Genomic DNA, 20,907 nt, shown 5'->3' with positions numbered 1-20,907 from the left:
ATACATTATGAAACAAACCTTACTTTGAACAATCAAAATAAAGTCATTTCATTTTATCTTGGTTCCAGAATGCCTTCTTTAGGTGTAAAGCCAAAGCGCTCAGACAATAACCATAGTTGTTCATCCGTAATATCCTGCCATGTATCCGTCTTACTTTGTTGTGCCAGTAGATAAATATGGGCAGCTTTTTCGGCAGTTTCAATCAATCCGTAGGCATCATCCATACTACGACCTGCACTCATGATTCCGTGTTGTGGCCACACAACAATACGAGATGTTTTCATTTTCTCTGATGAGGCCATACCCAAATCGTTGGTACCAGCAACCATCCAAGGTAAGACTGATACACCGTCAGGAAACGTCATGACACATTCTGTAATCATTTTCCACAAAGTCTTTGTAAATGCATCTTCTTCCAAAGTATGAATGAACGTCATAGCTGTGATAGCAACTGCATGCGTGTGTAAAATAACGCGATGTTCAGGATCTGCTTTTAAACGTACATCGTGACACATCAAATGAGAAGCGAATTCGCTAGTTGGCTCTCCACCGCTACCTAATCCCCATAAAAGTCTATATTTTTCACCTGTTTCATCAATTTTAATGATTGCCAAAGCATCAGATGGATCTTTAGAGACATTTCTAAAGAATTTTCCTGCTCCAGTGACTAGAAATATTTTCCCATTCAAGTTAGGCACTGAAAAACCAATCTCTTTTTCCCATTTATATTTTGAACAATCTAAATACAAACCAACTTCTTCTTCATCCAATAAATAGCTGATATTTCCCGCATGATTTTCGGCCCAGCCATTTCTCCATAAATTATCAGTAATCTCCGCTACTTCTTTGATAAATGGTGCAGTGTAAATATGATGATAACTCATAATAACCTCCTATTTATTTGCAGCTTCTTTGATGATTTTAATAATCTCCTTGCCATCTTGTGCTTTTTCCAGCTTATACATTTCTTCCTGATCTGAAAATATACTAATCAGTTTTGGTAACAAACTCAACTGCGTTTTACTCCCTTTTACTGCTAACAAAAAGACTAGATTTACTTCTACTTGCTGATCAAAACTCCCCATTTCCATAAATAAAATCGGATGTGCTAATTTAGCAATTACGATTGAGGGAATGAGCACATTTCTGCTATTCTCGGCATGCGGAATCGCTACTTGCATTACTTTAGTAGGTAATGCTGTAGGATATTTTTTCTCTCGCTCAATCACATCTAGGGCATAATCTGTGGTCACATATCCTCTCTTTTCAATAATTTGACTTAATTTGTGAATCAAATCTTCCATATCTGTAGCATCAAATGCCGTAAAAACTAAATCCTCGTAAAGTAAATCTTCAAAATCGAATTTTTCCATATTTTTACCACCCTAATTTGTATATAGAATACAATTTTTAATCACATCTCCTGCTGCGTGCTCAAGGATTGCGTGCTCAATTTCTTCAATCTTATATTCATTTTGTACAAAATCATCGGCTTGGATTGCATTCATTTTCAACAATTCAAATGCTTGATTGACATGCTCAGGAGTCGTATGGAAAACACCTTTTAAAGTGATTTGACCATAGTGCAAGCGTGTCGTATCAATTGGTACCTTCACATCCTTCTTGGTTCCGCCAAAACAAAGAACGAATCCGCCATTACGAACCATATCGATCGACAATTCCCAGACTTCAGGCAATCCAACTGCTTCAATGACTGCATCAACTCCACGTTGATCTTCTGTCAAATTCCTTACTGCCTCTACTTGATCCTCAGTTTCCGTAATATTGACCGTTTCAACTGCACCTAACTTTCTCGCTACTTCCAAACGTTTTTCAGATAAATCGCAGGCAATAACTCGAGCACCACGTAAATAAGCGAGTCGGATAAACATTAAACCGATTGGTCCGCAACCATTGACACAGACTGTATCTCCTAATTTGATTGGCACATTGGCGGTTCCATAAACAGCACACGCCAATGGTTCTAACAATGCAGCTTGTTTATAACTCATCCCTTCTGGAATTAAAAACATGTTTTGTTCTACGATTGGTTGAGGAATCAGTTGATATTCTGCATACCCGCCATTTTCGAACTGATTCTGTATCAAATCTTCACACAATGAATGTAACCCATTTTTACAATAGTAACAGTGATTACAAGGAGCTGAATTGTGTGGTACAACACGATCCCCTACTTTAAATTTTGTGACTCCTTCACCTACCTTATAAACGACACCAGATGTCTCATGTCCCATAGAAAAAGGTGGGTCATAACGATATCCTCTCATGTAGGTTTTTACATCTGTTCCGCAAGTCAGTGTCAATTCATTTTTAACGACAACTTCTCCGTATCCAGGTTTTGGAATTTCTGCCTCTTCTACTCGAATATCTTTTGGCGCATAGAACATTACTCTTTTCATAAATTTTGTCCTTCCTTCTGTTAAAATAGTTATTTAAACATTCTATTGGATACACCCATTTTTTTATAAATATTGGGGATATCTACTGTCTGGCTTGTTTTTTTCAGATAAATACACAAAGCAACACAAATGGCCGTAGCAGTCGCACTCTTTAATAAAATTCCTAGACCAAGCATCAATGTTGCCAGTATTACTGTTCCATACCACAAAATCGCTCTCATTTATTTCACACCTTTTGTTATTCTTCTATTGATCCCATACGAACACCAGCTTCATATTCTTCTTGTTTTTGACATTTAAAATAGAAGACAGATAGTAAAGCAATGACTGCAACAGCAAGGTAACCAAATATATTCCCTTGCAATGCCTCAACGATACTCCAGCGAATCTCTGCAATGTCCATTCCCCACCATGCCATCAATTGACCTTCTGGTAAAGAAGTGCCATTCTCGATTGCCAACTGTGTCAACATTGGTGCAAAAGAGCTTGCTGACCACAGCAAAATCGGTACCATAATCCAACTGATGAACAACATTTTTTTCAAGTTTCCTTTACAACTGATAAATGCTGCTGCACAAACACAAACATTCATCAAGTTTCCAAAAGGTAAGACAATATTTCCCGGTAGAATCAATGAAATGCCTAAAGCAACAGGAATCGTCAAAATAATCGCTACCCAGATTTCTGAATTTCCTGCTAGTATTGGCCAGTCCAAGCCAATAACCAAATCTCTCCCTGGAAATTGTTTTTTGATATAATTATTGGCAGCATCCGAGATTGGTGTAAGTGCTGTCATAAATAGTTTTGATACCATTGGGAACAAGGTCAAAGCGGCACCAGCCTGTACCCCCGTCATCAATGACTGAATCCCTTGCCCGCCGAATAACCCAACAAGTGTTCCAATAACGAAGCCCATAACATGCGTTTCACCAAAAATACCAATTTTCTCTTGCATTGTTTCAACATTAACGGTCTTTCTCATAAATGGAATCTTGTCTAGTAACCTGCTAACAGGATAAAAAATAATATTTGATAAAAACATCGGATGCGGCATAGAAACACCAGGAATCCCTGTCAATTCCTGTAGCTGATTTTTTGTCGCATCAGCATTTTTCAACTCTGCTATGATTTGTACCACCGCAACTGCAAAACCAATAATCGCATTGTTGGTTACACTTGAAACAATGTAAGCCGTAAAAATTTTATTTGCTACATTCCACATATCTACATTCAACGTATTCGTCCAGCCTATAATTAGCATCAATATATTGATACCGATTTGCACTGGGAACATGATAAATGCATATTTCCAAGTCCAGGCTAACCCTAGAGCTGGCGCCCACCCCATATCCAGAGCGTTTAACTGGATCCCAAGACTCGTCACAAATTCCTGAGAAGCAGTACCTACAGTTCCACCCATAAAGTCAATTACTAACCCAATTCCTATAAAAGCAACACCTAACGTCAGTCCAGAAGAAAATGCCTTTGTTGGTTTTAAGCCAACGATAATTCCAATGATTGTCAATACAATAGGTAGAAAAACAGCTGCTCCCATATCAAGAATGCTTTGAAAAATCTTTGCTAGTAAATCCATTTTTATTCCTCCCTATAAAACATCTTTATTTTAATTTCAATGAGCGTATAATTTCCTCCATTGTTTCATCTGCTCCCACACCTGTTAAAAAGGTAATTCCGTTAACTGTTGGAATACTGTATTCCTTCTTTTTTTTCGCCATGGGTGTTATAGAAACATATAAATCTGCAGTTGAAATATGTGTATCTAGCGATTTGATATCTACTGCTTCCACCTTTGCTTTACTTGAAAGTTTCAACTCTCGCAATCGATCATTAATTTTCGTTGCCACAGTTGCCGATGTTGCAATTCCTCCGCCACAAGCTACAATAATTAATTTCATCTTCCTCAACCTTTCTCTATCTAAATTTTTTGATTACACTCGACTATTGTCATCAATCAGACGCTGAACATGTAGTAGCAAATACAAATTTTCATCATAATCAAAATCAAATTCATACTTTGTTTTCAATAGATGATCTACCTTACGAACAATACGATTGGCTTCATCAAATCTTTGGGAAACATACTCATATAAATCTTGAATATCTTCATTCGTCAGATTTCCTCCACTTAGTTTTCTCATCACAAAATACCTTAGATGCAAAATAAAACGTGAATAGTACATGGATTCTTTATTAATTGGAAATTGGAACTCTTCATCGATGATTCGAGTAATATCACCCAAGATGTTACTTAATTCCATTACTTCATTAAATTGCCCAGTGCTTTGAAGACCATTCACAAAATGAAGGGTAAAGAAGGTTATCTCTGAATCATAGAGTTCTAAATTATAAGTATTTCTCAAATACTTGACTGCCCATTCAGCAGCACTATATTCTTTCGGATAAATGTATTTCAGCTCATAATTCAAAGGATTGACAATTTCTCCATATTCCTTTGTTCGCTCCAGTGTAAACTGAATATGAGCCGATAAAGAAAATAGGAAAGCCGGGCTTAATTGTTCTTCTAAAATTTTGCTAGCACCTGATGTAATCTCTTCTGCCATCAATAAAATCTCTTCGGGAATCTCAATCAACGAATCCACGATTTTTTTCTCATAATTTGAGTAATAATATCGAAAAATTTTAGAGGCTTTGCGAATATCAATCATATCTCCTTTCTTCTTACCAAATCCAATCCCCCTTCCAATCAAAACAAGTTCTTTACCGCTTTCGTCGATAACGGATACAGCATTTTGATTATAAGATTGTATAACTTCCATTTATCGCCCTTCCTTTCCAAAAAAATAAAAAAAGCATCACTACAAGTATCGAAAAAAACTCCGAACTCATAGTAATGCCTGATTGAACAGTTACACTCTACATAAGGTTTTATATGAAAATATATATTGAATACGCTTTCATTATAACTCATTTCTCTTTAATGTCAATCCTTAATTTTTATTTTTTTCTTCTTTAAATAACAATTTCAACACATAGTCGCCTCTTAAAAATTTAAGAAAAATTCTAAAACGTCAATATGAAAAAACTTTCTTCAAAATTTTCATCCAATCAAGGCGTACTTTACTTATATCTTGATTGAGTTTCAACCGTCTTTTCACCAAAAAACATTGACTTGCTTGAGTTCGTCAATTATAGAAAATACTCTCTTCTCTTCACGATAATCAATAATTGTTTGTACTTTTGATGTCCAATTCCATTTAACTACCGTAATTCTGTTTCATGTTTTCATAAACAATTCAGATTTATACACAAAATCCGTTGATATGGTTGATTTCATATACAAATTCACTTTGATAAGAGAAGTGTACTTCCTCATCTAGATGTAATTGAGCAGTATCTGCTTTCCAAAAATTCGGTACAACTATCTTCCCTTTTTCTCCATATAAAATAAATTCACTTGGTAAATTCATATGCGTCGACACAAAAATATTGGTCTGTAGTTGATTTTCAAGCAATAGACTTATATCGCATTGTGTGTCTGTCTCATTGAGATTCATTAATGCAGTACCGGCTGCTTCATGAATCTCTGTATCAAATAAGTGCAACATGTACTGTACAGGATATCCGCCAGAGCCATGAAATGACCCACCACCTGCTTCCAACGAACGAAACCAGCTGATATGATCCACGTTAGGATAGACTGTGGTTGAACGAATATATCGTACCGGTCCAATTTTTTCAGCTTGCAGTTGTTCTTTTACCCATTGAGTAACTGGCAAAAGAACTGCTTTTTGTGCTTCCATTAAGAATAACTGACGCTCTTTGGTTAAATGAAACAATTCATCTGCATATAATTCCTGGTAGCTTCTATAAGCTTTAGGAATGTTTAAAGTTGTCGCACAATCCTGCATCTATCGTAAACACAACATGACGGCGCACTACTCGAAACAAACTGTTCGCTGTTACCTCAGCCCATCTCTGGCTCTTACCAACAGAACAAGTGGGACAAAATTTCCCTTTGTAACTTAGTGGAACCCTTTTGGGATTATGAGACCCGTCACAAACAAATAACCGATACCCTTTGCTTATATCCCTACAATAACGAAACTTGTTGACTTCTTTCTTTACGACAGGAAGAATCCTTCGTCCATACTTTTCTATGAAACGATTCCAATTCTGATAATCATCAAAAAAGATAGCTTGAAGAAGATTCTTTTTCATTCTTCTATTTTACAAAGTTTTCGGACAAATGAAAAGTGGTCAAAAGCTTATGATGAAAAGCTTTTGACCACTCTAAAAAGTTATAATCCCTTTAATGTTAAAAAAACACTTAGAAAAACAAACCTCGTTTTTCTAAGCATTTATCTGGATGAATCTTTAATTTTTCGGAATATCTTTGTCGTTAATTTTAGCTTTGCCGTCTTTCCCCTCAAGTAGATTGAAAATTAATTTTGCCTGATCGGTATTATCAATCCGTCCAGCAAATGCTTCTGATTTTGGACCATAAGCATAGACGTTCACATCTTCCCCTGTATGTCCGCCTGTTGTCCAACCTGTATTCGAACGGGCATCGAAAATTTTACGAATCGGTACGGCAATTTCTTCTAACTCTTGGCTTTTTTCAACTTTGGTCACCATTGCTAATTCTTCTTTGGTTAGTTCAAAGTCAATATATTTTTCAAGGACTTCTTTCGCAGACGCTCCATTTAAAATTTCATTCGCCATGAAATCAGGTGTCCGTTTTGCTGCATGAAGTGGCTCAGTTAACCAATTATATTCATCATTGGCGCCAATAGAGAAACCTCCTGTTGAATGATCGGCAGTTGTCACTACTAAAGTATTGCCGTCTTTTTCAGCAAATTTAATCGCTGCTTCAAAAGCTGCCTCAAAATCTTGCATTTCACTCATCGCGCCAACTACATCATTACTATGACCTGCCCAGTCAATTTGACTTCCTTCTACCATTAGAAAGAAACCTTCATCGTTTTGGCCCAAACGTTCAATCGCAGCCGTGGTCATCTCTGCTAATGAGGGTGTTTCTTGTTTTCGATCAATCATTTTCGGTAAGCCTTCTGGTGCAAACAATCCTAATACTTTTTCAGTATCATCTTTTAATAATTCATCTTTATTGGTCACGTAGCTGTATCCACTTTTTTCAAATTCTTTTACTAAATCACGGTCTTCACGTTTAAAATAATCTAAGCCACCACCCAACAAAACGTCAACGGTGTGCTGATTGTTGGTCAAATCATCAAAGTAATCATCTGCTATTTCCTTCATATTTTTACGTGATTCATCGTGTGCGCCAAAAGCTGCCGGCGTTGCATGGGTAATTTCTGAAGTTGCAACCAATCCTGTCGACTTGCCTAATTCTTTGGCACGTTCTAGAACAGTCGGTGTATCTGATAAATCATTATCGACAGCAATCGCATTATTGTAGGTTTTTACACCTGCTGACATAGCGGTTGCAGCTGCGGCCGAATCCGTGACATTTTCTTCTGGGTCTTCTGGATGCGTTGCTTGTTGTCCCACTAAATAACGATCAAAAACTGTATCGGGAGCAATTTTTTCATTTCCTTCTTTAAAATAGCGATAAGCAGATGTATATGAAACACCCATACCATCGCCAATCATAAAAATAATGTTTTTAGGATGTTCTTGCGTCGTTTCTGTAGGGGCATTTTCTTTGTTACTACTAGCTAAAACAGTTGTAGAAACAACGCCTCCTACGACTAGACAACTAAGTAAACTCATTCCTAACGTACTTTTTTTCATTGAACATTTCCTCCTCTATCTATTACCTCTCAAAAATAACAAAGGATTATTAAGTTGTAATCAATATCCAGTAAACAAGCTGTAAATTTTGTATATTTTTTGTTTTTTTGGAATATTATATTTTTTCAACAAAATTATAACAACCAAATAATTTGTTATTAATAAATAACTTGTTTTTCCTTATTACTTTCCATTTATTAGAAGAAAAATGAGTATTTCTTAAAAAATATTGACGGCTGTACAGATAAGACTATAATCGAAAAGGATATTAATCTTCGTACTAAAATAACAAATAAAGATTATTTTTATTTTATTATTTGTTATTTTAATACAACTAATTTTATTTAAGGAGTTTTCAAAAATGGAAGCAAACACAAAACAGTTGCGATGGACCAACGTAGGGCTGATTGCCTTTAGTATGGTTTGGGGATTAGGAAATGTCGTGAATAACTATGCCCAACAAGGTCTTTCTGTCGTTACTTCATGGATCATTATCCTCGTTCTCTACTTTATTCCCTATGCATTAATTGTCGGACAATTAGGATCAACCTTCAAAGATAGTCCCGGGGGTGTCAGTTCATGGATTGAAAATACCACGACCAAAAAGTTAGCCTTTTATGCTGCTTGGACATATTGGGTCGTCCATATTCCCTATTTAGCACAAAAACCACAAGGCATCTTGATTGCTTTAGGTTGGGCTGTCAAACGTGATGGCACGTTTATTTCAGATATGCCTATGCAACTTATTTCGATCCTTAGCTTAATTATTTTTCTTGCTTTTCTTTACTTATCAACTAAAGGTTTATCAACGTTGAAAGTAATTGGCGGACTTGCTGGAACAGCCATGTTTATTATGTCTATTTTATTCATTCTGTTAGCAATCGGCGCACCCGCTATTCATTCCAATATTGAATTTGCAACACCTGATATGAACAAACTAAGCTCTTATATTCCTAAATTTGATTTTTCTTATTTTACAACGATTTCCATGCTGGTTTTCGCAGTAGGAGGAGCAGAAAAAATTTCTCCTTATGTCAATCAAACCAAAAATCCAGCCAAAGAGTTTCCAAAAGGAATGATTTTCTTAGCATCGATGGTTGGTTTAAGCGCGATTTTAGGTTCCGTTGCAATGGGGATGTTGTTTACTAGTAACAATATTCCAGCTGACTTAATGGCGAATGGTGCCTATACTGCTTTCCAAAAATTAGGTGCGTATTATGGTGTAGGAAACACGTTAATGATTATTTATGCGCTAACCAATACTATTGGACAAATTTCAGCGTTAGCTTTCTCCATTGATGCACCGTTAAAAATTTTATTAGCGGATGCCGACCCTATGTACGTACCCGCTTGGTTAAGAAAGAAAACGGCCAAAGGTACCCTAAAAAATGGTTACTTACTAACAGGAATTTTAGTGAGCATTTTAATCTTGCTACCGATTTTCGGTATTAGCAGTATGCAAGAGCTTGTAAAATGGATGACCAACTTAAATTCAGTCGTGATGCCCTTACGTTATTTATGGGTGTTCTTTGCTTATATGATGTTAAATAAAGCTTCAAAAAATTATCAATCTGAATACAAATTTGTCAAAAATCCCAAAATTGGTTTTGCCATTGGATTATGGTGCTTCTTATTCACTGCTTTTGCTTGTATTTTAGGAATTGTCCCTAAGATGGAGATGGATTTAAGCTCCAAAACATGGTGGTTCCAATTGACTTCAAATCTTTTAACCCCAGTTGTTTTTCTTTTAATCGGCGCTCTTTTACCAATTATTGCACGTCGTTCTTCACAAACAAAAATTCAATAAAAGCAACTAGAGCTTGGGTACTTCTACCCAAGCTCCTTTTTTCATGTATAGTGGCACGCCATTTGTCCTGCCAGCACGGAATAAAAACCAAATTTTTCATAATAGTTGCGTAAAGAGTCATCATAAATGACATTTATCATGTATATTTTTTGTTCTTTTAGCTTAGCAATGGCCATCGTCATCAAGGTGCTTCCAATTCCTTGTCCTTGATAATCCGGTGCGACCATTACATCTTGAATATAGGCATCCGTTGCACCATTGCTGACTACTGAAAGAAACCCAACTAATTTTTGCGCATCGTAGCAAGCAATTCGCAAAAAATCAGCCAAATCAAGACGATTGAGTTCTTCCTCCAAGCGATTCCAGCCCACTGCTTGACGTAAGTCAGCAATTTCATTTGGTGTAATTAATTTATCAGTGACATACTCTACGATCATTTCCTCTCTCCTTTACTCCACGTTAACTAAATCAATAAAAATTTGAGCAATCATTGGATCAAACTGTGTTCCTTTATTCCGTCTAATTTCTGTCAAGGCTTCTTTTTTACTCATTGCCAAACGATAGACTCGATTGTGCGTCATCGCATCATAGGCATCGACTACACTAATAATTCGACAAGGTAACGGAATTTCTTCCCCTTTTAATCCATGTGGGTAGCCAGTTCCATCCCAACGCTCATGATGAGAAAGAATCAGCTCAGAAATGCCGGCTAATTCTGGCGTTTCACGGGCAATACGATACCCAATCTCCGTATGTCTACGCATTTCTTGCCATTCTTCTTCCGTCAATTTACCTGGTTTGTTTAAAATATCTAAATTAATCCCCACTTTGCCAATATCATGTAAGAGAGACAGCAGTGCTAATTCATCTTTGTCTTTAGAAGATAATTCCAATTTTTGCGCTATGGCAGTACTATAGGTCTCCAAACGCTTCGAATGCGTTTCTGTCTCAGAGCTTCGTTCATATATCGTTGATAATAAGGTACTAATAATACCATTTCGATAACTCTTACTATTCAGTAGTTTTTGTTGATACATATTTTTTTCAGCCTCTTGAATTGCCGCATGGATACTGCCAACCTCTCCTGATGCGCTCGCACAACCTAAAGACAAACTAAGTGGCAAGTTACTCCCTTCGACAATGACTTCTGTTTGTTGAATATTTTGAATGATCGCTTCGGCTTCCTCAATCGCTTGATTCGGTAAAATAATTAAAAATTCATCGCCACCATAACGAATGACTGAAGCTTGCTCATCACAATATTGCGCACACAAACGACTCGCTTGCCGTAACAACTTATCGCCCACATGATGCCCGAAAACATCGTTCGTCATTTTCAACCCATTCACATCAATCATAATAACCGAAGTTGCTTGTTGCTTCTCTTCTAACGTAGTAACAGTTCTGTCTAAAGAATAACGATTGTGCAAACCCGTCATCGCATCATGGCGACTTAGATATTCAATTTCACGTTGCGTTTGCCGCTCTTCTGTCACATCTCGAAAGACCATCACTACTCCTGATAAATTATTATCATCCATATAAATTGGCGCCGTACTATCAGCAATTGGGATTCTTTTTCCCACACGGTTGATTAGTTCAGCTTGGTTGATTTCGATGCTTTTTCCCGTTTGCAAAACTTGTTTAATTGGATTTTCGATTAATTTTCCGTTCAATTCATTTCGTAGTTCAAATATTTCAGAAAAATCTTTTCCATAAACATCGTCACGTGTCCAACCTGTCAATTTTTCAGAAATGCGATTCATAATTTTTCTTCTAAAACTTGTGTAGGCAGCAAGATAAATTTGTTCGGCTTTTGTCCGATAAAATTTTCTCTGACTCCTCCAAATGCATCAATGACTGATTGATTGACATCTTCAATTTCCAAGGTTTTACCATTAATGATTACATTGAGCACACTGCTTTCAGAGAATAACTTCTCCCAACGCTGGACCCATTGCTTTTTTGTTTTTTGCTCATGTTGTAGCTTGTCCTGACTAGCTTGTAAACGTTTGGTTTCTTTTTTCAAGCGCTCACGATTTACTAATAGCTGGAAATAGATTGTCAAAGCGGCTCCGACTGTCAATAACAGCGTCAAACTACTGATGCGCACCATATCATTAAAAACACTTTCTGAACCTAAAAGAATATCTGTATCTTGTACAAATGAGATGAGCTGCCAATCATTTACCTTTAGCGGTACCGCAGTGATATAGTAATTTTTGTCAGCTTGTGCGATGACTGTGCTAGTTAGTTTATCTGCATGCATCATTTGCCTTAGTTCGGCTCTTTCTGTTTTATTTAGACGCAAGGTTTGTAACGTATCAAGTAAATTTTCGCCTTGATATTTATCGTAATCGCTATAAATCAGTTTATCATCTGCTGCTAAAATGACACTTTTAATGCTAGAGTACATCGCAATATTATACATTTCTAAAAATAAATCAGTCACATTCACATAAGAATAAAATGCTCCAATAACACTCCCCTCTTCTTCAATTGGTAACAAAATAGTCATCCTATCATTCGCTAGTTTTTCATCATAATGAATGGTGCTAACGACAATTTCACCTTCTGCAAATCGACTCGGAATTTCTTGTTTTTCTTGTTCTCCTAACATTGATTCAGCATCCTTTAAAATCATTGCCATTGTGGCATATTCAACCCGGCGAACTGAATCATCATTGTTGCGGTATTTTAAAAATTCTTCTGGCGAGGAGACTTTCCCTTCTGTTTTTAGCAATTGATACATCGCTTCGACAGCGTGCAATGAATTTTGATTTCTTTCAATTGCATGTTCAATATGCTTGGCATCCCCTTCTGTTCGTACTCTTAAAATTTCCGATACTGTTTTGTTGTATTCGGCATCAACTCTTCGTTTTTCGAGATACAACAAAGTAACTAAAATGCCAATAAACGTTATTAAAATCAGCATGCTGTAACGGCTAAATTCTCTTTTAAAAAAGTTTTTCAGATTATAAATTCCTTTTTTCTTCTCATGTATCATACGCGTCTCCTTTACGTAGTTCTGACACATCGGCCAAGAAAATAGCGCAACAAGTGTTGGTTCTCCTTAGTAACTGCTTCAAAAAATTCCGGATGCCATTGAACAGCTAAAACAAAGCGTTTATTTGACATATAAACGGCTTCAATCAACCCGTCACTAGCCGTTGCGGCAATTTTTAATTGGGGACTTAATCTTTTAATTCCTTGATGATGATAACTATTCACTCCAACTTGAGTTTTTCCTAAAATCGTAAACAATAAGCTATCTGGAAGAATCGTTACCTTATGTTGAGCGCGATTATAAGGAGCAATCATTTGATGCTGACACGCGCTCGAAGATTCTGTTGGTAAATCTTGATAAAGTGTGCCACCCAATACAACATTCAACAACTGCAAGCCTCGACAAATACCTAATATCGGTTTATCTAATGCGAGTGCCTGCTGTAAACAATAGGTTTCCATTTCATCACGTAATACACAACTTTCTCCACAAGTCTCCCGCATTGCTTCTCCATAAAGAGTAGGTGAGACGTCTTGTCCACCTGTAAATAAAAAACCATCGCAAGTTTGAAGGAAATAATCCAAGGTCTCTTGCTTATTTGTCAATGGTAAAATCAGCGGAATGCCACCATTTTTCTCAATTAATTCTAAATAATTGGGCAGCATCCAAATACTTTCTTTTTCTGAATCATATAATGGCATTACACCTATAATAGCTGACATACACATTCTCCTTTTTTTCACTCAAATAATTATTAGTATAGTATGAATTTTCCAAAAATTCATCATAATAAGCTAATCTTTTCAATCGTCATTTATGATTGACTCTGTTACACTGACTATATAACAAATAAGAAATGGAGGGATAGTTTTGCGCTTAGAAAACAAAAAAGTTATTGCTTTAATTGATGGCGATTTCGAAGATTTAGAGCTATGGTACCCTGTTCATCGTTTACGTGAAGAAGGTGCACAAGTTGATTTAGTCGGACAAGAAGCAAAGAAAACGTATATCGGTAAATACGGCGTACCCGCTGAATCTGATTATGCCTTTGATGAGGTGAACCCAGAAGATTACGATGCCATTTTGGTACCCGGAGGTTGGGCGCCTGATAAATTACGTCGCTTCCCTGAGGTAATTCAGTTCGTTCAATATATGGATGAGCACAAAAAACCAATTGGTCAAATTTGCCATGCTGGTTGGGTATTAATTTCTGCCAACATTTTACAAGGAAAAACTGTCACAAGTACACCAGGTATCAAAGACGATATGACAAATGCAGGCGCTACTTGGGTTGATACTCCTGCAATTACAGACGGACACATCGTTTCAAGTAGAAGACCACCTGATCTACCAGACTATATGCGTGAGTTTATTAAAGTACTTGAAGCTTCAAATTAGTCTTGCTTATAAAACACCCGAACACTCTCTTTACAGACCGTTCGGGTGTTTTTGTCGTGTGTTATATTTTTTTCTTATGATATTTCATAAAACCTGACTGGATTTTCTTTTTTTGACAGTAGTGGCAATATGACTGATACACTTCAGGACGTTGCACTTTAGGAATTTGCTGCCAAGCATGGGCATCATGTGGTTTTTTTACAATGTCTAAATACGGACCCGCTTGTTTTAATGCCACTGGACTTTTCCAATGACGTAAGGCTTTTCGACGAATGGCGGGATTAATTGGATATAAGACATCCAGATATTCATGGGAATGATTCCAAGGTAAAACATCAAAGTTCGAACCATAGGAAAAGCCATAATTAAATGATTCAGTGTTTGCGACAGGTCCCAATTCAGGTACAGCGTAATGATTGGGCTGACTATCATAACGACCATTTGCTAATTTGCGATAGATATCCCATTCGCTGACAAATTCTCCCGTGCTAATTCGCACAATAAATTCCGACATTCGCGCATCATTTGGTCCCCACAAACATGTTTTGCGTTTTGGCACTTGTATTTTCATATTTCTTGGATAATCAAACGCTGTCATTGAACGATTATGGTAGCGGGCACCTGTTGTATAATCGAACGATAGATGAAAGATTTTTCCGTAAGCAAGTAATTTCTCATAATCAGTTGTCCCTTGAAAATGTGTTCGGATATAAGTGATGTTTTGACGATCAATGTACGTACGAAACAAATGGACTTTTTTTCCTAATTCATCGCTATTTAATCCTTCTTTCGTTGGAAAAGCACGCAATACATCTCGACGAAAGTAGGCATAAAAAGCTGCATGGGGTGCTAATTCTTCATCTAACTGATACGTGTTCGACAATAAATGCATAAAATGGAATTCATCAATTTCTGCTTCTAATTGATTAAAAATGAGCTGAATTTTTTCTTTAGCTGACAAGCGACTAGCACGATACAATGTTAAATAAATAGGTGAGCCAATCGCAAAAGTATCCAGATAATACGTTTGAACATTTGCAATACTCGCTGCTAAATCTTTATCCGAAAGCTGGATGGTTTTACGAAGATAGCCCTTAATAGCTGCTTGATCCCATCCAGAACTTTGCAATTGCTGACTAATCTTCTGAACTTCCGACTGCTCTTTTAGTTGTCGATACAATCCCCACATACTCGCCACCTCCTACTCATGGAATGCTTTAATCAATTGTGTCATTTCTGCCAAACTCTCTTTTTGTCCAGTTTGAATCCACGTCAACCAAACTTCAAAAATTCCCGCTGACATGAACTTAATCCAGTATAGTCGCTTAGGATTTTCCCAATCACTCCAAGTTGTAGTGGTATCATAAAATCGCGCCATTTGTTCAGTAAAAATTTGAAAAATAATCATCGTGTAATCACCTGCAATCGCACGTTGAAAGTCAGGCGTCAATTCCGTAAAAAAATCGCCTAAGTCGGTCATCTTTTGTTCTTCACTAATTTTATGAATCGTCTGATCAAATATCTTTTGAAATTTTGGTTCATAATATTCGGTTAACACCTGTGGCAAATTAGTGAAATGGCGATAAAATGCCATGCGACTAACACCTGATCTTTTCGCTACTTCAGCAACCGTCATCTCGGATAATTTTTTGGTCTGTAATAATTCTAAGGTTGCAATCGTGATCCAGTTTTTACTATCTTGCTTTAAATTTTTTGCATAGTTCGTCGCTGCCATAACACTTTCTCCTATCTGTCACAAATGCGGTCACACTGCTTGTTCTTTTGTTTTGTGTTCTCTACAATAGCATCTATAACAAGTGTAACACTAGGAGGTAAAAAAATGAAACTATTAGTCACAGGTGCCAACGGATTTGTTGCTACCCATATCATTCAACAATTACTCGACCAAGGTCATGATGTCGTTGGAACAGTTAGAAATTTCAACAAGCAACCAACTATTTTCAAAGAACTCACGTATGTCGTAACAAATTTAACTCATTCTGATGGGTGGGTAGAAGCTATGGCCGGTGTCGATGCCATTTTACATGTGGCTAGTCCCTTAGGTCATGAAAATGCAAATGATGTTCGCTTAATTAAGGAAGCTGTGGCTGGTGTTGAACATGTCTTCGAAGCGGCACATATAGCTGGTGTCAAAAGAATTGTGATGACCTCCAGTCAAGCTGCGGCCACACCCCTTGCTCAGACAACAGGATTTATCGATGAACATTTTTGGTCTGATCCTGAAAATCCTGAATTAAACGCCTATCGTCTTTCCAAATTATTTGCCGAGCAAAAAGCATGGGAACTAGCCCAGAAATATAAACTGCATGTGACCACCATTTTACCAGGTGCCATTTTTGGACCAACCTTAACGGCTAATCGTTCCTCCAATCAAGTGCTTGATCAGATTAACCACACACGCTTCGTGCCAAAAATTTCATTAGAAGTAACTGACGTCCGCGATTTAGCAGCTTTGCATTTGTTGGCTCTCAACAACTCCGAAACAATCGGAGAACGGATTCTGGCAAAAAATGGTGATTTAACGTTTGCACAAATTAGTCGCCTTTATGGCCAACGACCGATTATTTTACCAAATAGTAGTTTGAAAATAGCGGCAAAATTCGTTAAAAATTTGCGTGCACTTGTCCCAATGTTAGGGAGAAGCTATACGCATACCAATCAAAAAGCAATCAATTACGGCTGGCAGCCTCGTGATGCGCAACAAACGGTACTTGATGCTAGAAATAGTTAAGTTGCACGTGATTCACTTTGAACGTTATGATCATTAAAAAAACAAATGTACACACCGCAACGGTTCCTATGCTTAGCAAGAGAGGATCTAGTATTTTTTTAGGAAAAATTTTAGCTAACAACCCATACAAAAGAAACCCACCATATCCACCTAACGTATTAGTGAGTAAATCAGTCATATCCGTTGCCCCAATCGCTAACAGATATTGGCTGATTTCAATTGCTAAACTAAATAAAAAGCTGTAGCGCAATATCTTCTGACCTTGATAGCGTGTTTCGCGCATACTGATTAACACACCAAAAGGCACAAATACAAGCGTATTTAACAAAATTTCTCTCGTACCACCCGATGCCATAAAAGGCACCCAATTGATGATGCGGTTTTCTCCATTGATAGCGGATTTTATAATGGCTTCTGGGGACAATGAGAATTTAAATAATAAGACCCACAAAACCAATAAACTATAACTACTTAATATGATTATTTGCCATCGTTTCATAGTAATCTCCTTTCATTTCTTTACAATTATGCTAACAAATTCTAGCTGCCAGAGTATTCTCAAATCATCATGAAATTCTTCGTTTTTTCTGACAAATGGAACCTGTGAGCATTGTTTGGGTTTTCATTTTAGTTATGCTATAGTTTGATAGAGTCAAACAGAAAGGAAGTCACGAATGTTTAATAAAGAAGAAACACTTTCATTTTTAGTAGAATTATTAGCAATTAATAGTCCCACTGGTTATACCCGACATGCCATTGATTTTATCAAAACAACAGTCGAGTCATTCGGTTACGAAACAACTCAAACACCAAAAGGGAATTTGATGGTACAGGTTCAAGGAAAAGATGCGACACAAACGCGTGGTTTAAGCGCGCATGTAGATACTTTAGGATTAATGGTGCGTTCCATTAATAGCGATGGAACCTTAGCTTTAACTAAATTAGGTGGTCCGCTCACACCTACATTAGACGGGGAATATTGTGACATTATTACCCGTGATGAAAAAATTTATACGGGCACGATTTTATCCAATACACCTTCTATTCATGTGTTTCCAGATGCGTCTACCAAAGCACGTGATATTGACAATTTGATTGTTAAATTAGACGAACGTGTCACGAATAAAGAAGAAGTCCAAGCGTTAGGCATTCAAAACGGTGACATCGTGGCGTACGATCCAAAAGTCGTCGTCACTGATTCTGGTTTTGTAAAATCACGTTTCTTAGATGATAAAGCTTCTGTCGCCATTTTAGTTAGCTTATTAAAGCAAATCAAACAAGAATCTATTACTCCTGCAACCAATCTCACATTTATTTTCTCAACTTATGAAGAAGTGGGCCACGGTGCAGCGTGGATTCCAGCAGATATCACTGAATTGCTGGCAGTCGATATGGGCTGTATCGGTCTTGATTTAGAATGTACAGAATATGATGTCTCTATTTGTGCCAAAGATTCTTCTGGACCTTACGATTATGAAATGACCACACGCCTCGTAACTTATGCCAAAGAAAAAGAGTTGAATTACGCAGTTGATATTTACCCGATGTATGGAAGTGATGCTTCTGCTGCTTTAGGTGGTGGTGCCAATATTCGTGCTGCACTAATTGGTCCAGGCGTTGCAAGCAGTCATGGAATGGAACGGACACATGTTGATGCGCTTGAAAATACGTTTGAACTAATCTCAGCTTATATTCAAAATTAAAAAAACTCACATACCCCTGTTACTTTTTCTAAAATTTGTTATAATAAGAATATTCAGACAATAAATACATTGCTGAGGAGTAGTACTTATCGTTCCGTTAACAGAAACTTGCTGGCTGATGAAAAGCAAGAACGCAAGATAAGGAACTCGCCTCGAAGTAGCCTTAATGACCATTTATTTAGTTAAGGACGGCAGCCGACCGTTATTTGGAAAAATCAATCAATGCGACATTGATTGATAGAGGGCATGGCTTTTTTAGTCATGAACAGGAGTGGTACCGCGAGTCTTTCGTCTCCAGTAATTTACTGGAGATGAAAGGCTTTTTTATTTTCTATTGAAGGAGGAATTTACATGTTTAATCACACAAAATACGAGAAAAAATATTACCTACCCCCGCAGTTAACCTATGATTGGGTACAAAAAGAAACGATCGAGCGCGCCCCAGTTTGGTGTAGCGTTGATTTACGTGATGGTAATCAAGCCTTAGCCATTCCTATGAATTTAGAAGAAAAATTAGCCATGTTTCAATTGTTAGTTGCTATTGGTTTTAAAGAAATCGAAGTTGCTTTTCCGGCAGCTTCAGAAACAGAATTTCAATTTGTTCGAACGTTAATTGAAGACAACTTGATTCCAGAAGATGTCACAATTATGGTGATTACCCAAGCACGTGAACATATCATTCGTCGGACTTTTGAAGCAATTAAAGGTGTTCCTCGAGCGATTGTTCATTTGTATAATTCAACTTCCGAAGCCCAACGAAGACAAGTCTTCCGTAAAAGCAAAGAAGAAATCAAACAAATCGCCTTAGACGGTGCCATCTTAGTGAAAGAATTGGCCGAACAAACACCAGGGAATTTCTATTTTCAATATAGTCCCGAAAGCTTCCCTGGAACAGAAGTCGACTATGCTTTAGACATTTGTAATAGTGTCCTAGATATTTGGCAACCTACACCTGAACACAAAGCGATTATTAATATTCCAACGACGGTAGAATATGCGATGCCTCACATTTTCGCAAGCCAAGTTGAATATATTCATAAACATTTGAACTTTCGTGAGGCAGTCACCTTGTCTGTTCATCCCCACAACGACCGTGGATGTGGCGTAAGTGATGCTGAATTTAGTGTATTAGCTGGAGCAGATCGTGTTGAAGGAACTCTTTTTGGTATTGGCGAACGAACTGGAAACGTCGATATTATCACGCTGGCAATGAACATGTATTCTCAAGGCTATGATCCTCAATTAGACTTTAGCCATCTAGAAGAAATACGCAAGCGTTATGAAATGTTAACGAGAATTAGTGTCCCAGAAAAACAACCTTATTCTGGTGACATGGTTTTTACCGCTTTTTCTGGTTCTCATCAAGATGCGATCTCCAAAGGAATGAAATATCGTGAAGAAAATCAAATTGACATTTGGGATGTTCCCTATATTCCAATTGATCCCGTTGACATTGGTCGAAATTATCAAACAGATGTCATTCGCATTAACAGTCAATCTGGTAAAGGGGGCGTGGGGTATTTACTTGAAACCAACTATGGTATTAAATTACCTTACAAAATGAATGAAGAATTAGGATATGCCATCAAAGCGATTTCAGATAACACCAATCGAGAATTAACGGCGCAAGAAATTTATGATGCCTTCTTACAACTATATGTTGATTTCCATCCACATTTTGAAATTACGGATTATCGCTTTACACAAGGAACACCACAAGAAGTTACTTTAACTATTTTAAAAGATAACCAATCCATTGAAACACACAGTGCTGGTTCTGGAAGTTTGGATGCGGTGAATCAAGCGCTTAAAAAGACTTTAGGTGCGACATATACGCTTGAAGTTTATGAGCAACATTCATTAGGCAATAATTCCAAAGCGCAAGCCTGTGCACAAATTGGCATCGCCTCACAAGGTAAATTGTATTGGGGAGCTGGTATTCATCAAGATATTGTGAAAGCTTCGATTCAAGCTTTGGTTAATGCAGTGAATCGTTTAGAAGTTTTTTAGTCATTAGGGATTCCTTTTTTTCACAAATAATCTTACAATACGAATGAAGACAAAGG

The 20,907-nt window shown here is 37.2% G+C and carries 21 protein-coding genes, 1 pseudogene and 1 other annotated feature; of the genes and pseudogenes, 5 read left to right on the top strand and 17 right to left on the bottom strand.

What is annotated here, in order from left to right; genetic code table 11:
- Positions 1-53 precede the first annotated feature (53 nt).
- The 10 genes and pseudogenes from rhaD to AC4BC7_RS13260 form a co-directional block, all read right to left on the bottom strand.
- A complete protein-coding gene (gene rhaD / locus AC4BC7_RS13305; RefSeq protein ID WP_490503076.1) occupies positions 54-884 on the bottom strand; it encodes a rhamnulose-1-phosphate aldolase in 831 nt (276 codons plus the stop codon).
- 9 nt (positions 885-893) lie between these two features.
- Complete coding sequence (locus AC4BC7_RS13300; protein ID WP_490503075.1) at positions 894-1,373, bottom strand: PTS sugar transporter subunit IIA; 480 nt, start codon at positions 1,371-1,373, stop codon at positions 894-896.
- A 12-nt stretch (positions 1,374-1,385) separates the two neighbouring features.
- Positions 1,386-2,420, bottom strand: a complete 1,035-nt coding sequence (locus tag AC4BC7_RS13295; RefSeq protein ID WP_490503074.1) for a zinc-binding dehydrogenase — start codon at positions 2,418-2,420, stop codon at positions 1,386-1,388.
- 29 nt (positions 2,421-2,449) lie between these two features.
- Positions 2,450-2,641: a hypothetical protein gene (locus tag AC4BC7_RS13290; protein WP_490503073.1), complete on the bottom strand. Its 192-nt coding sequence runs from the start codon at positions 2,639-2,641 to the stop codon at positions 2,450-2,452.
- Between the two features lie 17 nt (positions 2,642-2,658).
- The gene (locus tag AC4BC7_RS13285; protein ID WP_490503072.1) at positions 2,659-4,014 is read right to left on the bottom strand and encodes a PTS galactitol transporter subunit IIC; all 1,356 of its coding nucleotides are present in this window, start codon (positions 4,012-4,014) and stop codon (positions 2,659-2,661) included.
- A 25-nt stretch (positions 4,015-4,039) separates the two neighbouring features.
- Positions 4,040-4,336: a PTS sugar transporter subunit IIB gene (locus tag AC4BC7_RS13280; protein WP_490503071.1), complete on the bottom strand. Its 297-nt coding sequence runs from the start codon at positions 4,334-4,336 to the stop codon at positions 4,040-4,042.
- 33 nt (positions 4,337-4,369) lie between these two features.
- Positions 4,370-5,218 carry a PRD domain-containing protein gene (locus tag AC4BC7_RS13275; protein ID WP_490503070.1) on the bottom strand — a complete coding sequence of 283 codons (849 nt, stop codon included), beginning with the start codon at positions 5,216-5,218 and terminating at the stop codon, positions 4,370-4,372.
- A 483-nt stretch (positions 5,219-5,701) separates the two neighbouring features.
- The gene (locus tag AC4BC7_RS13270) at positions 5,702-6,202 is read right to left on the bottom strand and encodes a Gfo/Idh/MocA family protein (RefSeq protein ID WP_490504436.1); all 501 of its coding nucleotides are present in this window, start codon (positions 6,200-6,202) and stop codon (positions 5,702-5,704) included.
- 85 nt (positions 6,203-6,287) lie between these two features.
- A pseudogene (locus tag AC4BC7_RS13265) lies at positions 6,288-6,620 on the bottom strand (transposase zinc-binding domain-containing protein); the annotation flags it as partial.
- A 156-nt stretch (positions 6,621-6,776) separates the two neighbouring features.
- Entirely contained in the window at positions 6,777-8,174 is a 1,398-nt protein-coding gene (locus tag AC4BC7_RS13260; RefSeq protein ID WP_490503069.1) for an alkaline phosphatase, read from the bottom strand.
- A 361-nt stretch (positions 8,175-8,535) separates the two neighbouring features.
- Between AC4BC7_RS13260 and AC4BC7_RS13255 the strand changes: the two genes are divergently transcribed.
- Positions 8,536-9,981, top strand: coding sequence for an amino acid permease (locus AC4BC7_RS13255; RefSeq protein WP_207942263.1), 1,446 nt, complete (start codon positions 8,536-8,538; stop codon positions 9,979-9,981).
- Positions 9,982-10,022: 41 nt separating this feature from the next.
- Here the strand turns inward: AC4BC7_RS13255 and AC4BC7_RS13250 are convergent, their stop codons facing one another.
- Genes AC4BC7_RS13250 through AC4BC7_RS13235 form a run of 4 tightly spaced genes read right to left on the bottom strand, consistent with a single transcriptional unit; the run spans position 10,023 to position 13,710 of the window.
- Positions 10,023-10,418 carry a GNAT family N-acetyltransferase gene (locus AC4BC7_RS13250; RefSeq protein ID WP_207942264.1) on the bottom strand — a complete coding sequence of 132 codons (396 nt, stop codon included), beginning with the start codon at positions 10,416-10,418 and terminating at the stop codon, positions 10,023-10,025.
- Positions 10,419-10,430: 12 nt separating this feature from the next.
- Entirely contained in the window at positions 10,431-11,747 is a 1,317-nt protein-coding gene (locus tag AC4BC7_RS13245; RefSeq protein WP_490503068.1) for an HD domain-containing phosphohydrolase, read from the bottom strand.
- Positions 11,744-12,988, bottom strand: a complete 1,245-nt coding sequence (locus AC4BC7_RS13240; protein WP_490503067.1) for a hypothetical protein — start codon at positions 12,986-12,988, stop codon at positions 11,744-11,746. Before AC4BC7_RS13240 ends, AC4BC7_RS13245 begins: the two co-directional genes overlap by 4 nt.
- Before the next feature lie 11 nt (positions 12,989-12,999).
- Positions 13,000-13,710 (bottom strand): gamma-glutamyl-gamma-aminobutyrate hydrolase family protein, encoded by a 711-nt coding sequence (locus AC4BC7_RS13235; RefSeq protein ID WP_207942266.1) that lies wholly within the window; start codon positions 13,708-13,710, stop codon positions 13,000-13,002.
- A gap of 148 nt (positions 13,711-13,858) precedes the next feature.
- Between AC4BC7_RS13235 and AC4BC7_RS13230 the strand changes: the two genes are divergently transcribed.
- A complete protein-coding gene (locus AC4BC7_RS13230) occupies positions 13,859-14,386 on the top strand; it encodes a type 1 glutamine amidotransferase domain-containing protein (protein WP_207942267.1) in 528 nt (175 codons plus the stop codon).
- Between the two features lie 61 nt (positions 14,387-14,447).
- On the opposite strand, the gene AC4BC7_RS13225 is transcribed toward AC4BC7_RS13230, so the two are convergent.
- Both AC4BC7_RS13225 and AC4BC7_RS13220 read right to left on the bottom strand, forming a co-directional pair.
- Complete coding sequence (locus tag AC4BC7_RS13225; protein WP_490503066.1) at positions 14,448-15,575, bottom strand: DUF3114 domain-containing protein; 1,128 nt, start codon at positions 15,573-15,575, stop codon at positions 14,448-14,450.
- Positions 15,576-15,587: 12 nt separating this feature from the next.
- On the bottom strand, positions 15,588-16,121 hold the full coding sequence (locus tag AC4BC7_RS13220) for a TetR/AcrR family transcriptional regulator (protein ID WP_207942268.1): 534 nt from the start codon (positions 16,119-16,121) through the stop codon (positions 15,588-15,590).
- Positions 16,122-16,226: 105 nt separating this feature from the next.
- Here AC4BC7_RS13220 and AC4BC7_RS13215 point away from each other — a divergent pair, with 105 nt between their 5' ends.
- Positions 16,227-17,138 (top strand): NAD-dependent epimerase/dehydratase family protein, encoded by a 912-nt coding sequence (locus tag AC4BC7_RS13215; protein WP_207942269.1) that lies wholly within the window; start codon positions 16,227-16,229, stop codon positions 17,136-17,138.
- Here AC4BC7_RS13215 and AC4BC7_RS13210 read toward each other — a convergent pair.
- Positions 17,125-17,637: a VanZ family protein gene (locus AC4BC7_RS13210; RefSeq protein ID WP_207942270.1), complete on the bottom strand. Its 513-nt coding sequence runs from the start codon at positions 17,635-17,637 to the stop codon at positions 17,125-17,127. The genes AC4BC7_RS13215 and AC4BC7_RS13210 overlap by 14 nt on opposite strands.
- Before the next feature lie 175 nt (positions 17,638-17,812).
- Between AC4BC7_RS13210 and AC4BC7_RS13205 the strand changes: the two genes are divergently transcribed.
- Positions 17,813-18,841 (top strand): M42 family metallopeptidase, encoded by a 1,029-nt coding sequence (locus tag AC4BC7_RS13205; protein ID WP_490503065.1) that lies wholly within the window; start codon positions 17,813-17,815, stop codon positions 18,839-18,841.
- A gap of 60 nt (positions 18,842-18,901) precedes the next feature.
- Positions 18,902-19,140 (top strand) — a binding site (T-box leader).
- 52 nt (positions 19,141-19,192) lie between these two features.
- Positions 19,193-20,851 carry a 2-isopropylmalate synthase gene (locus tag AC4BC7_RS13200; protein ID WP_490503064.1) on the top strand — a complete coding sequence of 553 codons (1,659 nt, stop codon included), beginning with the start codon at positions 19,193-19,195 and terminating at the stop codon, positions 20,849-20,851.
- Positions 20,852-20,907 lie beyond the last annotated feature (56 nt).

Source organism: Enterococcus sp. AMC1623, assembly GCF_058216495.1.
Note: the sequence above shows the minus strand (reverse complement) of the source record. Positions and strands in the feature narration are given on the sequence as shown.